The organism is Marinimicrobium sp. C6131 (genome assembly GCF_026153455.1).
Taxonomy (GTDB): Bacteria; Pseudomonadota; Gammaproteobacteria; order Pseudomonadales; family Cellvibrionaceae; genus Marinimicrobium.
On record NZ_CP110629.1, the window covers coordinates 2,994,219 to 3,008,113 of the forward strand.

Consider the following 13,895-nt stretch of genomic DNA (forward strand, 5'->3'; position numbering starts at 1 on the left):
AAGTACTGCGTCGCAAGTGCCACCACCTCCCGGTGAGTCCGCCGACGACCTTTCGCCGACGGTTGTCGTTCCCCTGACTGGCCAGGGAGCGCGGGCGGTCGCACCGACCCGCGCAATTCGAGCTCGGACGACGCCCTGCAACCCGCGCCGCCCGACAAATCCGTTCAGTCGCACAGCGGTCCAGACAGACCGGGCACCTGGGCTTCAGTGCCCCCCTTGTTGACCTGAAAACCAAACTCGATGGTCTGTCCGGGTTGCAGGACACCATTCCAGTCGAGGCTGGCTGCCGAGTAGGGGTTATTACCGGAAAGCTCCGCGTTCCAACTGTTGGTAATGCGTGAGCCGTCGCTGTACGCCCAGTTCACCGACCAGCCATTGAGCGTTTGTGTACTGGTGTTGGTGATACGGATGGCGCCAATGTAACCCGAACCCCATTCATGGGTAATCTGATACTCGCAGTCTCCGGTACCCGGCTGCGCACTGCTGGACGAAGAGTGACTGCTTGAGGAACTGGAGCTTGACGATGAGGAACTTGAAGAGGCGTCACTGCTGGACGATGAACTCTGACCTTCGTAGACCGTCGCAGTCTGGGCCGTTTGACGCAGTCCGTTACGGCTGTTGATCAGAAAATCGCCCCAGGAGGACAGGTTGTCAACATCCCAGTTCAGCGCGATATCCAGCGAGGCAACCTCGCTGCTGTTGCCCGACCAGGACCACCCCAGATAGCCGATGCCGTAGTCTTCGGCCACGGCCAGAACGGACGCTTCATCAACCTCATTGCCGTAATGATCCGCCCCGAATTCACCCACGATCAGCGGCAAGTTGTGGGTGGACAAAAAGCTGGACACATAATTCTCGATAGTGGAACGGTCCTGGTACACCTCGTACATGTGTACGCTGAACAACGTGTTATTACGCTCATCCGCAGCGGCCACGGTGGACGCATTGTCGAGCATCACACCCTGCCAATCCTGTCCCCAGTTGGCCGCATCCACCAGCAGTGTGTGGGTCAGCCCGGCTTCGCGCAGGCGCTGAATGGCTTCGACATGCTGATCCACCCAGGTGCTCGGGGCCACCCCGTTTCCGAATGGCTCGTTGGCAATATTGATGATGACGTAATCTTCCTGCCCCTCAAGGACCGGTGCGATGTCGAGCCAATAGTCGACAACATTTTCCAGCGTCCCCGCACTGTCCTGCTCGCCATAGCCGGTCGCGTCATGCACCTCCAATACCGCAATCAGCTCGTTGTCTTTACACCATTCGATCACCTGCGCCACATCGGCGGCACCGTTGCGCGTCCACTGCTGACCATCGGACAACACAATACGGACGGTATTGGCGTTGACGCTGGCAATATCGGACAGCGCCTGCCCGGTGCGGCCGGTAAACCAGGTGTGCGGATGATTCACCCCGCGCATGATGAACGGATTGCCGTTGCCATCCAGCAGCTGGGTTCCCGATACCTGGAATCCGGCCTGTACACCGATTGCAGCCGACAGGGTACTGGCACCCAAAGCGGCGCACGCGAGGGTTTTCTTGATAGCGTTCATGGTTCTTGCCTCTTTCTTTTATGAAATGGAGCAACGTTAAAACCCGAGTGTTTGAAACGTTCGGGTCTGAATTGCCAATTGCTTTCAACGTTACCCAAGCGTGAACCGGTCGCGCCGATCGTCGTCCCGGACGGCGGCGCGTTTTATTGTTTTATGATTTTCGGTGACCGAAGGCGTCTGTTTATCGAATGCTTTGCAACGCGTTTCGTCTCCGAGCCGGCGACACCCTAAAGTACTTTTTGACCATAAGACAATCCTGTGAACGCGATCCTGGCGCGTAATAGCGTGTGCTGCGTCACGAATCAAAAATGTCAACGTCGAGGCGGGGTATGGATCACAAAAGCACTGTCGTTTCAATCAAAAATGGCGGGATTGAGTGCAACTGTTTCTTAATAAATGACATTTTCTGTTATTTGAATTTTTGCTAACAACGGTGGGAAAGGTGATTTAATCCGACACAAAAAAGCCGGCACAGAGGCCGGCTACGTCAGGATGTTTTTTCAGATGCCGTTCAGCACCGCCAGATTTTATGGAACCGGGTCAATCGGCACAAACTGACTGTAAAGGCCATTGACGTCAAAGACAGCAATGGAGAACTCGTAGATTCCGTCTTCCAGATTCAGTTCGTGAGACGTGGCGTACGCATCGTTCACCACAACCGACTGAGACTCGCCATCGGCGCCCTGCTGGTAGCGGATTTCATAGCCGCCAATTTCAGTCAGCTCCAGGTAGCTACCATTCTCGCGCTGATCGGGCGTTGTCCACTCCAGAACCACGCCGTCACCCACAATCTGCTCACTGTTGGTGGTGACAACCAGCGTGGTACTGTCATCAGACCAGTTGCCCGCCGCATCCCCCGCACGCACTGAATACTGATAGGTGGTTCCTGCGGACAGGCCGGTATCGGTATAGCTCGTCGCGGGCGCCAACAGTTCCGTGATTCGGGCGCCATCGCGATACACCTCATAGCTCATCACCGCTTCGTTATCACTGGATTCCGACCAGGAGAGGGTCACGTAAGAGGTTCCAACCGCAGTATCATTCAGTGAACCCGGCGCCGTGGGTGCCGTCGTATCCACCGTTTCCTCTTCAGTGGGTTCTTCCTCGCCGGTGGAACCATCATCGGTGGAGCCATCATCAGAGCCCGTGTCGGTCTCGGAGCCGGTACCGTCATCAGTGGAGCCATCGGTGCCATCGGACGGTGAGTCGGCGCTATCGGCCGGATAACCGAACACCTGCATTTCCCACAGTGAGTGGCCCCAGGATGTCGCCCGGGTCAGGCCCATCATGCGCACATAGCGACCGTGACCCTCGATGGCGAGCTCATCGGTGCCGCCATTGCCATCGACAATATGCTCGACCGTTGTCCAGCTTTGGCCGTCGTAGGACGTCTGAATCTGATACTCACTGGAGTACGCGGTTTCCCAGTCGAGAGTAACCCCGGTGATTTGATGCGACTCACCAAGATCGACCTGCAGCCAGGCGGTATCGCCGTAGACACTGGCCCAGCGCGTACTGCCGCTACCGTCAAAAGCATTTTCCGGCGCGTAAGCATCCCGTTCGGTGGACGACGCGGTTGCCGGGCGTCCCTCGGACACCAGTCGCGGTTCAGGTGCGACGTAGGGTTCCGTTCCATACACTTCAAGCTCCCACAGCGAAATGCCCCACTGGGTGGCGCGCTGAACGCTCTGAATACGGACATAGCGAGCGGTTGCGCTCAGTTCAACAACGTCCTCACCACCATCGCTGTTCGAGACCGACTGTACCGTCTGCCACTGATTGGCATCCTCTGAGACCTGTACATCGTAGGCCTCGGCGTAAGCCACTTCCCAGTTCAGTGTCAGCGATGAGAGATCATAGGTTGCCCCGAGATCCACGGCGATCCATTGATCTTCGCCATACTCACTGGCCCAACGCGACCCCATATCGCCATCCACCGCCTGTTCGGGCAAACGGTTGCTGTCTTCGGACGAGGAGGCAAACATCGTCTGATTCAATGCCAGATTCTCACCCTCGCTCGACCCGGCATCGGCATCCGGAACGGGTTCGGGTTCGGGTTCGGGTTCAGGCTCGGGCTCGGGCTCGGGCTCAACACCGAAAACTTCCAGCTCCCAAAGGGAAACACCCCACTTGGTGGCACGCTTGACACTTTCGACACGAACATAGCGCGCGGACCGGGTCATGGCGAAACTGTCGACGCCACCGTTACTGCTGGTCACGGCACTGACGGTTTCCCAGTTGTTACCGTCTACAGAAATCTCAAGGTTGTATTGCTCGGGATAGGCCGTTTCCCAATGAAGGATCACGGAAGAAATGTCGTAAACACTCTCCAGATCAACAATGATCCAGTTACCATCGGAAAAATCGCTACTCCAGCGAGTTCCGATGTTGCCATCAACCGCAAACTCGGCGTCGCGATTTCTGTTCTGGGAGGAGGAGGCGGAGACTGGCTTGCCCAGTGCCAGATTTGAAGGGGCGGCAGCCACGGCACCATACGCCGGAGCAATCAGTGCGGCGGCCAACATTGCAGAAACAATGTATTTCATTGAATACCTCGAAAGTGTCGAATGCTACCGCTCACTCTCGAGGTAAAGCGCGTCAGGTGATGCCGGACATACTCCCGCCGTCACTCGCCGCACACCGGAAAGAAGCGATAACCCAGTTACTGATGCAACCCATGGAGCTATTCATAAATGGAATCCATCCGACCGTTAAATAGCTTTGAAAGAAAGCGAATCGCCCTGGAGCCATTCGCGTTGGTGGCAAGAATAGGGATAGATTTTCGGCTGTCAATTGGCCAACGGACTTCACATTTTCCGAAAAAATAAGACGGGCGGTTGACGACCCACACTTCGTGAAGCGTCGCACAGCGGTGTTCACCACGTTAACGATTTATCACCAGGAGTGTGATGATGGTCTGATGTGGTGCGGACATGATTCCTCATCGACGCTTTATTGAACAGTGATATAACCAGATTTTTTGAACAGGTGCAGAGGTATCGGGAATGCTTCGCAATTTTCGCCGGGCAGCCGGTCAATACGGTGCATCACAAATGTGAACTGTTATATAAAACCAGTGTTGACATTTCCTTTTCTGATAATAAAGCAAGGGGAAGACCGGCCTTTTTGATATCAATTGATGATAAAAATGGTCCGTTTATAATTAAATAATTGAATAAAAAATCATGACTGGCACGCTTTACCGCATCTCTTGGGGATTTAAAGAAGATTTTAACGCCAGTCACCGAGATGGGTTCCCGGCGTCGCACCGCCGGGAACCGGTCCAGGTCGTCAGGGTTTGATCTTGTAACCCGTTTTGAACAACCAGGCGATAACGCCCAGGCAGGACAGCATGAATACCAGAATCATCGCCAGGCTGAGACCGACTCCGACATCCGACACGCCGTAGAAGCTCCAGCGGAAACCGCTGACCAGATACACCACCGGGTTAAACAGAGTGATGGTTTGCCACAGCGGGGGCAACATGTTGATGGAATAAAAGCTGCCCCCCAGAAATGCCAGTGGCGTAATGACCATCATCGGGACAATCTGCAATTGCTCGAAGCTTTCGGCAACCACACCAATGATGAACCCCAACAGACTGAAACTGAGTGAGGTCAGTATCAGAAAAGCCAGCATCCAGAACGGATGTTCTATGGAATAATCCACAAATACCCGGGCGGTAATCAGGATGATCACCCCGAGAATGATGGACTTCGTGGCTGCGGCACCCACATAACCAATGACAATTTCCAACGCGGAAATGGGGGCGGACAGGATCTCATAGATGGTGCCGGTGAATTTGGGCATATAGATACCGAACGACGCGTTGGAAGTACTCTCGTTCAACACGGTCAGCATGATCAGCCCCGGAATGATGTAGGCGCCGTAACTGACACCATCTATCTCTACCATGCGGGAGCCGATCGCGGCGCCAAACACCACAAAGTACAGCGACGTCGACAACACCGGGGAGGCGATACTCTGCATGAGCGTGCGCCAGGCGCGCGCCAACTCAAACAGATAGATTGCCCGAATCGCGTAACCGTTCATGCGCGCTCCTCCACCAGGCTGACAAAAATATCTTCCAGTGAACTCTGGGACGTGTGTAGATCCCGATACTCGATACCCAACTCGGCAAGCTGACGCAACAAGCGGGCGACCGCCACCGGGTCACCTTGAGCATCGTAGGTATAAGTCAGCTGATAGCCGTCGCTGGATAGACTGGTCTGCTCGGCGGGCAGGGCAGCCGGCACCTGATCCAGCGGTTCGCTGAGCTGAAGGGTCAATTGCTTTTGTCCGAGTTTTTGCATCAACGCGACCTTCTCATCCACCAGAATGATTTCACCCCGCTGGATCACGCCCACCCGGTCCGCCATATCTTCGGCCTCCTCAATATAATGAGTGGTCAGAATGATCGTGACCCCGCTGTCGCGAAGTTGGCGGATCATCCGCCACATATCCCGACGCAGCTCGACGTCCACACCGGCGGTGGGTTCATCGAGAAACAGAATTCTCGGCTCATAGGCCAGTGCCTTGGCGATCAGAACGCGGCGTTTCATGCCACCTGAGAGCGCCATAATTCGGCTGTCTTTTTTGTCCCACAGTGACAGATCTCTCAATAGCTGCTCCAACAAGGCGTCATTGGGCGGTTTGCCAAACAGACCCCGGCTGAATCTGACTGTGCTCCAAACCGTTTCGAAAATATTGACAGCCAACTCCTGGGGGACCAAACCTATTTTCTGACGGGCCGCACGATACTCCTTCACGATATCGTGTCCATCGGCCAGAACCCGGCCGCGAGTCGGGTTGACGATGCCACAGATAATGCTGATCAACGTGGTTTTGCCCGCACCGTTGGGCCCAAGCAACGCAAAGATTTCACCGGGATTGATATCCAGGTTAACGTCTTTCAGAGCCTGGAAGCCCGACCCGTAAACTTTGCTCAGACCCTGAACTGAGATGATCGGTTGCACAAGCACTCCTGATGGTTTCCCTGAAAAGTGGACAGTGTATGGAGTAATGGCGCGCGGGACTATGTCCGGGCGCCGTCATCCTGCAACGGCACCCAGATCTGGATCCCTCCCCAACCGGTACGAAAGTCAAATTCAGCTCCATAGCGTTCCAATAGCAGGGGGCCGTTGCGACGTTGAGGGCTCAGATTGAGCTCGGGCAGACTGTGGGCGAAGATGGTGTGCAGCGCGGGACGCAACTCAGACACGTGATCCCGGTGCAGAAACACGGCATAACGTTGCGCAGGTACGGTCAGTCGATCCCAGTCCGCACTCATTTTTTCAAAGCCGAGCACCTCCACCGCTGTCATATAGTCAAAACCATCCGATGTCTCCGCGGCCTGCAGCAGCACACCATAGCTGTGCTTGTCGGCCTGTCCGGGAATCCAGCCCCGATAGGGTGAGAACCTGTCCCAGAAACCGGGGATCGCCGTTGAGGGCAGGCCATGAATTTTGCGTCTCAACCCCACCAGCCGGAGTTCGGGCTGAGATTCGATCCCCAACAGCCCGGGGATGGCGGTGGCGGGCGCCTTGAAAGAATGCATACCTGTCATGAATCAGTCCCCATCATTGTCGCCGGAATAAACGTTTTCCTGTCTGACGCGATTACGACCCACGTTGGATTCGGCCTGAGCACTACCGCCGGGTACAGCGGATAAGGCGCCAACAGAAGCGCAACCACGTCATCGATACTGTCGACTTCAGCTTCTCCATATCGACAGCCGCTGCAAAGGCCATGGAATTTACCGGACAAATACGACATTATTTGACGTACATCGCCTCCACAATGACGACGAACCAAAATTGAGGGGTTAGCCCCATGGCGAATACCGCGACACGTCTGTTCAACCTGATTGCTTACCTGCAGCGCCACCCCAACAGCTCCGCCTCACAGCTGGCCGAGGCACTGGACGTTTCGGCGCGCACGGTCCAGCGTTATATCGTCATGCTGGAGGATATGGGCATCCCGGTTTACGCCGAGCGCGGCGTTCAGGGCGGTTACTCATTGGTACGTGGCTACCGGATGCCACCACTCATGCTCTCACCGGAAGAAGCCGTTGCGGTACACCTGGGGACCGGGTTGATCGAATATGTCTGGGGCAAGCTGTTCCGGGGCGCGGCGTTGAGCGCCATGACCAAAATCGAAAACGTATTGCCGGAAGAACAGCTCCGGGAAATTGCCTGGGCCCGTGGCAACCTCATTACCCAGGGCATCCCGCGTATCAACCCCAATCTCGACATGGAGCAACTGGAAACGCTCTATCAGGCCGTTCGGCAGGGGTTTCAGGTCAGAGTTCTTTACCAGGGCAAACAGCAGCCGGCGCCACAATGGCGAACCATTGAGCCCTATGTCCTGGTCTACAGCTGGGGCCAACAGTATTGCATCGCTTACTGTCGGCTGCGCCAGGCAATGCGCTCCTTCCGGGTCGATCGGATTCAGGCCATGGAACGCCTCACTGGCCGCTTTACCAGACCCCCCGAATTCGATCCGGCCCAGTATCTGGACGAACACTTTGAAGGCCAGTCTTCCTACGAGGTACGACTGTTTTTCAGTGCCGAAACCGCCAGTGTCGCGCAGGATTATCGCTGCTGCTGGGAAAGCTTCAAGGAGCGACCCGATGGTTCGGTGGTGGCGGGTTTCCGCGCCAGCGACCTGGATACCGCCGCCCGCCGGGTCATGTGTTTTTTACCGGATGCGCGGGTACTCGGGCCTTCGGAACTCAAGCAGCAGCGGATCGCCGTCACCAGCCGGGCGATCGCCGAGCAGTATGAGCCGGATACCGCCCTTGCGCCCTGAGCGTTGATTGCCCCACATTGGTCCGCGGCAAGCACTACACTGTCAGTATCCCACGCTGCCGGCAGGTGAAGCCATGACATACCCCACTGAAACCCGTTTTGCAGATCGCGAGGCGGCCGGTCAGGCGCTCGCTCAAAAGCTGGCAGAGCTCGGCGACCTTTCCGGAGCCGTTGTTCTGGGACTGCCCAGAGGTGGTGTGCCGGTCGCTGCCGAGGTTGCCCGACAATTGCACGTGCCGCTCGACGTCATCAACGTTCGCAAGCTGGGGGTTCCCTGGCAACCTGAGCTGGCCATGGGTGCCATTGCGGAACAGGACATCCGCATTCTTCACTCGAAGCTGATTCAGAAACTGGACGTTTCGCCCGAGGCACTGGAGGCGGTAACGGACCGAGAACAGGCTACGCTGGCCCGGCGCACGGCGCAATTTCGGCGAGGCCATCCGGCACCGGAATTGGCTCAGCGGACCGTCATTCTGGTGGACGACGGGCTGGCCACCGGCGCCACCATGGAAGCGGCCATCGCAGCCGTACGCAAGCAACATCCGGCTCGCATCATCGTGGCGCTGCCCGTGGGGCCGGCAGGGACACGCCGACACTTTTCAGCACTGGCAGACGACTGCGTGTGTCTGCTTGAGCCCAGGAATTTCCAGGCGGTCGGACAGTGGTACCAGCAGTTCGATCAGGTCAGTGACCAGGCGGTATGCGATCTTCTGGACACCTACCGCACCCCCGGCCACTCGTCGATACCTAAACCTGGAGCGACCTGATCGGACGCACTTCAATACTGCCCACCCGCGCCGGCGGAATGCCGGCGGCAATGGTCAGCGCTTCATTGAGATCTTTGGCCTCAATCATGTAGAAACCCGCCAATTGTTCTTTGGTTTCGGCGAAGGGCCCATCGGTAATGCTCACCTGGCCACCACGCACCCGCACGGTGGTCGCGGTGGCTACCGGCTCCAGCGCCTCCCCGGCCAGCATATGACCTCGCTCAGCGAGACTCTGGGCATAGGCATGGCACTCGGTATCCTCCGGGCTGTCGGGTAGGCCATGGAGATCCTGTTCATTACTGTATACAAGGCAAAGGTATTTCATGGGACATTTCCGTTCACAGGGTTAGCGGTGATGACTCGCATTATCGCACTGACGAGCACCGTCTGACTGTGAGTCGTTTCCCGAGCGGTAAATTCGACAGGGCCGGATCATTGACCCCCAAAAAAACCCGACGCGCGCCGGGAACGACACCGGAACGCTCGGGCACTCTGGGGGATCCAGGTCAGCTGGCGGCCTGAAGCCACCGGGTTTCGCATATCATCCGGGACATGGCCAGCACTTCTTCCGGTGTCAGGGCATCTTTGTTTTTCTGGCTGCGACGACTGGCCGTGTGATCAATCAGATCTTTCAGGCTGATCATGCCCACCATCTGTTGCTCACTGTTGACGACCGGCATACGACGTATTTGTAAACTGCCCATGGTTTTGAGGACACTGTGAATGTCCTCATCCTCATGGCAAAAATGACAGGCCTTGCCCTCTACCAGTTCACGGGCACTGATTTCCCACAATGGACGATGTTTGAGCGCCGCCGCCATCGCAATATCCCGGTCGGTAATCAGGCCCACGACCCGGTCATTTTCGGCCACCAGCGGGATGGCACCGGAGTCTTCGTTCCACATTGTGGCCGCAATCGTCTCCAGGTTGCTGTCGATCGGACAGACTTTCGCTCCCCGGTGCATTACACTTTTGACTAACATTACATATCCTCCGTGGTTGATCAGGTTTGCCTTTGAAATGACTTGTCGCCTTGAGGCTCGTGACAAGTGCAAGCTCAACGTATCCGGTTTAAAGGTAAAACCCGGAAAACGCCCAGCTCATTTATCTTAGGCATTATTCGCACCGGTGAATAAGATTGTTAGTGCATAACCAGAAGGCCGCTTAGCCGGATTCGGAGCGCTGGAGTGCGTCGAGGCGGCGCTGGAGATAACGTCGCTCAGGCTCCTGCTGAACCAGTGACAGGGCTTCCCGGTAGGCACCGCGCGCCTCTTCGTCACGCCCCAGCCTGGACAACAGATGGGCCCTGGCAGCGGGCAGCAGATGGTACCCCTCCAGCACCTTCTCATCGCGCAGTTGGTCCATCAATTCCAGGCCCACCGACCAGCCGTCGCGCATCGCGACAGCCGCGGCCCGGTTCAGCGCCACCACCGGGGAAGGGGCCACCTGCAGCAACAGGTCGTACAGGCCGACGATTTCCACCCAATCGGTCGCCTCCCAGCTCGGCGCCTCCGCGTGGAGCGCTGCGATGGCCGCCTGCAGGGCATAGGGGCCTGCAGGGCCCTCGCTCAGCGCTCGGCGAATCAGCCCCGCCCCTTCTTCAATCAAAGCGGTATCCCAGCGGCTGCGATCCTGATCCTCAAGGAGGATCAGGTCGCCATCGGGTGTCGTCCGGGTTACCTGACGGGCCTGATGAACCAGCATCAGCCCGAGCAGCCCATTCACTTCCGGGTCCGGCAACAGCTCCTGCAGCAAATACCCGAGGCGGATGGCCTCCGCACTCAAGTCCCGACGCTGTATCTCGGGCCCGGCAGTGGCCGAGTAGCCCTCGTTGAACACCAGATATATGACGTGCAGCACCGCCTGTAACCGGGCCGGAAATTCCGCGGGCCCCGGCACTTCGTAGGGAATCCTGGCCGCCTGGATTTTTCGTTTGGCACGTACAATCCGTTGCGCCAATGTCGAGGTCGTGGTGAGGTATGCCCGGGCAATCTCTTCCGTGGTCAAATCACACACTTCGCGCAGGGTGAGAGCGACCTGGGCATCGGTGGAGAGACCGGGGTGGCAACAGGTAAAAATCAGGCGTAACCGGTCGTCCTCGATCCGATCATCATCGGTGAGCAGGTCGCGCTCGGTCTGCTGGTACAGGGTATCGGCGATCGCCTGCTGGGACTCGTCAAAGCGGGCTCGTCGGCGCAGTTGGTCAATCGCCTTGAAGCGTCCCGTGGACACCAGCCAGGCACGCGGGTTATCGGGGACCCCCTCGCCGGGCCACTGTGTCGCCGCCGCCATAAACGCATCGTGCAACGCCTCTTCTGCCAGGTCGAAGCTTCCCAACAGGCGGATCAGCGTGGCCAGTACCCGGCGCGATTCCCGCTGGTACACCTCGGCGAGCTGTTGCTGACTGGTCCCCTGATCGAGCATGGCTAGCCTACCGACCTTTGGTCACAGAGCCTAGAAACGGTAGTCCCACTGCAAGGTATAGGTTTCAAAGCGGTAGTCATCGGTTCTCACCAGCTGGCGATACTCGATATTGAAGTTCAAGCGCTTGTTCACAAACCAGCCCATGCCCAGGCCGAAAGACGTACCGGACAGGGAGTCGTCTGCCTTTACGCCGCTATTGCCCTGCCAGCGGGTCACCTGGGTATCCAGTTCCGCATAGCCAAGCAAGCCGTACAAGCGGGCCACTTCATTCGTGATTTCGGGGCGATAGTACAGGGCGGCAAACGTCTTCACCTCCCGCTCGATTTCGCTGAGGCTGGCGTCCGCCGCTTGCTCATCCAGAAAGTAGTCCGAGCTGATGTCCCGATCGTCTTTCAGGCCTGCCCCGAGCCGAGCCTCCAGGCCCAACAGGCCATTGTATTTGTACCCCGCTGAAAACTCGACCACCGGCATTTCGGCTTCATCGTAAGGGGTTCGAGCATTTCCCGTGACCACCCCACCGCCAATACCGGCATAAAAGCCGCGCTGGTTATCCGCGAGCGCGGGGACGGCCAACAGCACCAGTACGGCGCCAATACTCCAAGCGGTTTTCATAAGCTGCTCCCTGAATTGGGCGTTAACGGTAATCGTCACTTGGCAGGAAGTATCGCACAGCGGGGCGGGGGATCAACGGTCAGGCGATGATTTTCGAACCGGATTCACGTTTCAGTCAGGCTATTCCCGCCCCGTAAACGACAAAACCCGGCCAGGGGCCGGGTTTTGTTCGGTACGACGCAGAAAATCAATTACTTGATTTTGCCTTCTTTGTAGACCACGTGCTTGCGGGCAACGGGGTCGTACTTTTTGATTTCCATTTTCTCGGGCATGTTCCGCTTGTTCTTGTCGGTGGTGTAGAAGTGACCGGTGCCCGCGGTGGAGTTCAAACGAATCTTATCGCGCATGGGAGTTCTCCTTTAAACTTGTTCGCCGCGAGCGCGCAGATCGGTCAGTACGGCGTCAATGCCGCGCTTGTCGATTACACGCATACCTTTGGAGGAAACCTTCAGCTTCACGAAACGCTTCTCGGATTCCACCCAAAAACGGTGAGAATGCAGGTTGGGCAAAAAACGACGCTTGGTGTGGTTTTTTGCGTGAGATACATTGTTTCCAGTAACGGGACGCTTGCCGGTTACCTGACATACCTTGGACATGGTCTTGCCTCGTCGTATTCAGCGCGCTGCGCTGCGGGTTGGTTGTCGCCACACCACAGCCCAGCACGGGGTGTTTTTGTAGCCTGATTCGATCAATTTGCGGCCCGGGGACACGGGGTCCGGGGGCGGCTCCTGGCGCTATGGCCGGCTACCCAGCCGCATAAGGGCGCGTTTTATACCAAAACCGACGAGTAATAGCAATGTTTTCTCCCGATTTTGGTGTTTTTTTAGTCAACACCTAGGAGTGGGCTTCACGTCCGGTCCGGTGTCGGGTGTACTGTTTCTGGACACGCCGTACATACGTGACGTGAAGGGACTCACTAATGCCGCGATGGCATGGATGCCATAGAGCGGCCCCCGTAGGCTCGGATCGCGCGTCCCCCGCTCCACGGTCCACGGTCCACGGTCCACGGTCCAGAAACAGTACACCCGATACCGAACCTCAGTGCCACTCCTCACAGCCAACCGCGCTCAGCAAAGGAGACGACTTCACCGTCGCCGACCACCATGTGGTCCAGCACTCGCACCCCCACCAGGTCCAGCGCCTCTCGCAACCGCTCGGTGATCCGGCGATCCGCCTGGCTCGGCTCCGCTACGCCGGAGGGGTGGTTGTGAGCCAGAATCACGGCGGCCGCATTGTGAGTAAGCGCTCGCTTCACAACCTCTCTTGGGTAGACACTCGCGCCATCAATGGTGCCCTGAAAGAGCTCGTCAAAGGCGCGGAGTCGGTGCTGGTTATCCAGGAACAGCACCGCGAATACCTCGTGCGGGCGGTGGCGGAGTTGGGCGCTGAGGTACTGGCGGACCAGATCCGGGCTGGTCAGTGAGTCGCCCGCCTCCAGGCTGGCGGATAAGTGACGGCGCGCCATTTCCAGCACGGCCTGTAACTGGGCAAACTTGGCGCTGCCCAGGCCCTGGCCCCGGCAGAACGCGGCCTGCGAGGCCTCCAATAAAGGGCGCAGGCCACCGAATTCGGCCAAGAGCTCCCGCGCCAGATCCACGGCGGACTTGCCGGCACAGCCGGTACGCAGAAAAATGGCCAACAGTTCGGCATCGGAAAGGGCGGCAGGGCCGCGGGTCAGCAGTTTTTCCCGGGGGCGTTCAGCCTCGGGCCATTGGGCAATGGACATGGTGTGA

The 13,895-nt window shown here is 57.6% G+C and carries 14 protein-coding genes; 2 read left to right on the top strand and 12 right to left on the bottom strand.

The features are described 5' to 3' along the window. Positions 1 to 164: 164 nt before the first annotated feature. The 5 genes from OOT55_RS12870 to OOT55_RS12890 all read right to left on the bottom strand — a co-directional run bounded on the left by OOT55_RS12870 (position 165) and on the right by OOT55_RS12890 (position 7,116). On the bottom strand, positions 165 to 1,550 hold the full coding sequence (locus OOT55_RS12870; RefSeq protein ID WP_265366263.1) for a cellulase family glycosylhydrolase: 1,386 nt from the start codon (positions 1,548 to 1,550) through the stop codon (positions 165 to 167). A gap of 527 nt (positions 1,551 to 2,077) precedes the next feature. Next, entirely contained in the window at positions 2,078 to 4,096 is a 2,019-nt protein-coding gene (locus tag OOT55_RS12875; RefSeq protein WP_265366264.1) for a discoidin domain-containing protein, read from the bottom strand. A gap of 745 nt (positions 4,097 to 4,841) precedes the next feature. Next, the gene (locus OOT55_RS12880; RefSeq protein ID WP_265366265.1) at positions 4,842 to 5,603 is read right to left on the bottom strand and encodes an ABC transporter permease; all 762 of its coding nucleotides are present in this window, start codon (positions 5,601 to 5,603) and stop codon (positions 4,842 to 4,844) included. Then, positions 5,600 to 6,526 (bottom strand): ABC transporter ATP-binding protein, encoded by a 927-nt coding sequence (locus OOT55_RS12885; protein WP_265366266.1) that lies wholly within the window; start codon positions 6,524 to 6,526, stop codon positions 5,600 to 5,602. The genes OOT55_RS12880 and OOT55_RS12885 overlap by 4 nt, the downstream gene beginning before the upstream one ends. Positions 6,527 to 6,585: 59 nt before the next feature. After that, the gene (locus OOT55_RS12890) at positions 6,586 to 7,116 is read right to left on the bottom strand and encodes a GyrI-like domain-containing protein (protein ID WP_265366267.1); all 531 of its coding nucleotides are present in this window, start codon (positions 7,114 to 7,116) and stop codon (positions 6,586 to 6,588) included. A gap of 266 nt (positions 7,117 to 7,382) precedes the next feature. On the opposite strand from OOT55_RS12890, the gene OOT55_RS12895 reads away from it, so the two are divergent. After that, on the top strand, positions 7,383 to 8,360 hold the full coding sequence (locus OOT55_RS12895) for a helix-turn-helix transcriptional regulator (protein WP_265366268.1): 978 nt from the start codon (positions 7,383 to 7,385) through the stop codon (positions 8,358 to 8,360). 73 nt (positions 8,361 to 8,433) lie between these two features. Continuing rightward, positions 8,434 to 9,126: a phosphoribosyltransferase gene (locus OOT55_RS12900; RefSeq protein ID WP_265366269.1), complete on the top strand. Its 693-nt coding sequence runs from the start codon at positions 8,434 to 8,436 to the stop codon at positions 9,124 to 9,126. On the opposite strand, the gene OOT55_RS12905 is transcribed toward OOT55_RS12900, so the two are convergent. The 7 genes from OOT55_RS12905 to radC all read right to left on the bottom strand — a co-directional run bounded on the left by OOT55_RS12905 (position 9,107) and on the right by radC (position 13,888). Beyond that, positions 9,107 to 9,451, bottom strand: coding sequence for a YciI family protein (locus OOT55_RS12905; RefSeq protein ID WP_265366270.1), 345 nt, complete (start codon positions 9,449 to 9,451; stop codon positions 9,107 to 9,109). The two genes, OOT55_RS12900 and OOT55_RS12905, sit on opposite strands and share 20 nt — an antisense overlap. Positions 9,452 to 9,632: 181 nt before the next feature. After that, positions 9,633 to 10,109, bottom strand: coding sequence for a CBS domain-containing protein (locus OOT55_RS12910; RefSeq protein ID WP_265366271.1), 477 nt, complete (start codon positions 10,107 to 10,109; stop codon positions 9,633 to 9,635). Positions 10,110 to 10,290: 181 nt separating this feature from the next. Next, complete coding sequence (locus OOT55_RS12915; protein ID WP_265366272.1) at positions 10,291 to 11,550, bottom strand: RNA polymerase sigma factor; 1,260 nt, start codon at positions 11,548 to 11,550, stop codon at positions 10,291 to 10,293. Positions 11,551 to 11,580: 30 nt separating this feature from the next. Further along, positions 11,581 to 12,162: a porin family protein gene (locus OOT55_RS12920; RefSeq protein WP_265366273.1), complete on the bottom strand. Its 582-nt coding sequence runs from the start codon at positions 12,160 to 12,162 to the stop codon at positions 11,581 to 11,583. Positions 12,163 to 12,353: 191 nt separating this feature from the next. Beyond that, entirely contained in the window at positions 12,354 to 12,509 is a 156-nt protein-coding gene (rpmG, locus tag OOT55_RS12925; protein ID WP_265366274.1) for a 50S ribosomal protein L33, read from the bottom strand. A gap of 12 nt (positions 12,510 to 12,521) precedes the next feature. Beyond that, the gene (gene rpmB, locus OOT55_RS12930; RefSeq protein WP_024461631.1) at positions 12,522 to 12,758 is read right to left on the bottom strand and encodes a 50S ribosomal protein L28; all 237 of its coding nucleotides are present in this window, start codon (positions 12,756 to 12,758) and stop codon (positions 12,522 to 12,524) included. A 455-nt stretch (positions 12,759 to 13,213) separates the two neighbouring features. Then, entirely contained in the window at positions 13,214 to 13,888 is a 675-nt protein-coding gene (radC, locus tag OOT55_RS12935; protein ID WP_265366275.1) for a RadC family protein, read from the bottom strand. Positions 13,889 to 13,895: the final 7 nt, after the last annotated feature.

Excerpts from the sequence above, each read along its gene's own strand:
- OOT55_RS12870 (WP_265366263.1), bottom strand. The coding sequence starts at position 1,550 with ATGAACGCTATCAAGAAAACCCTCGCGTGCGCCGCTTTGGGTGCCAGT.
- OOT55_RS12875 (WP_265366264.1), bottom strand. The coding sequence starts at position 4,096 with ATGAAATACATTGTTTCTGCAATGTTGGCCGCCGCACTGATTGCTCCG.
- OOT55_RS12880 (WP_265366265.1), bottom strand. The coding sequence starts at position 5,603 with ATGAACGGTTACGCGATTCGGGCAATCTATCTGTTTGAGTTGGCGCGC.
- OOT55_RS12890 (WP_265366267.1), bottom strand. The coding sequence starts at position 7,116 with ATGACAGGTATGCATTCTTTCAAGGCGCCCGCCACCGCCATCCCCGGG.
- OOT55_RS12895 (WP_265366268.1), top strand. The coding sequence starts at position 7,383 with ATGGCGAATACCGCGACACGTCTGTTCAACCTGATTGCTTACCTGCAG.
- OOT55_RS12900 (WP_265366269.1), top strand. The coding sequence starts at position 8,434 with ATGACATACCCCACTGAAACCCGTTTTGCAGATCGCGAGGCGGCCGGT.
- OOT55_RS12905 (WP_265366270.1), bottom strand. The coding sequence starts at position 9,451 with ATGAAATACCTTTGCCTTGTATACAGTAATGAACAGGATCTCCATGGC.
- OOT55_RS12910 (WP_265366271.1), bottom strand. The coding sequence starts at position 10,109 with ATGTTAGTCAAAAGTGTAATGCACCGGGGAGCGAAAGTCTGTCCGATC.
- OOT55_RS12915 (WP_265366272.1), bottom strand. The coding sequence starts at position 11,550 with ATGCTCGATCAGGGGACCAGTCAGCAACAGCTCGCCGAGGTGTACCAG.
- OOT55_RS12920 (WP_265366273.1), bottom strand. The coding sequence starts at position 12,162 with ATGAAAACCGCTTGGAGTATTGGCGCCGTACTGGTGCTGTTGGCCGTC.
- rpmG (WP_265366274.1), bottom strand. The coding sequence starts at position 12,509 with ATGCGCGATAAGATTCGTTTGAACTCCACCGCGGGCACCGGTCACTTC.
- rpmB (WP_024461631.1), bottom strand. The coding sequence starts at position 12,758 with ATGTCCAAGGTATGTCAGGTAACCGGCAAGCGTCCCGTTACTGGAAAC.
- radC (WP_265366275.1), bottom strand. The coding sequence starts at position 13,888 with ATGTCCATTGCCCAATGGCCCGAGGCTGAACGCCCCCGGGAAAAACTG.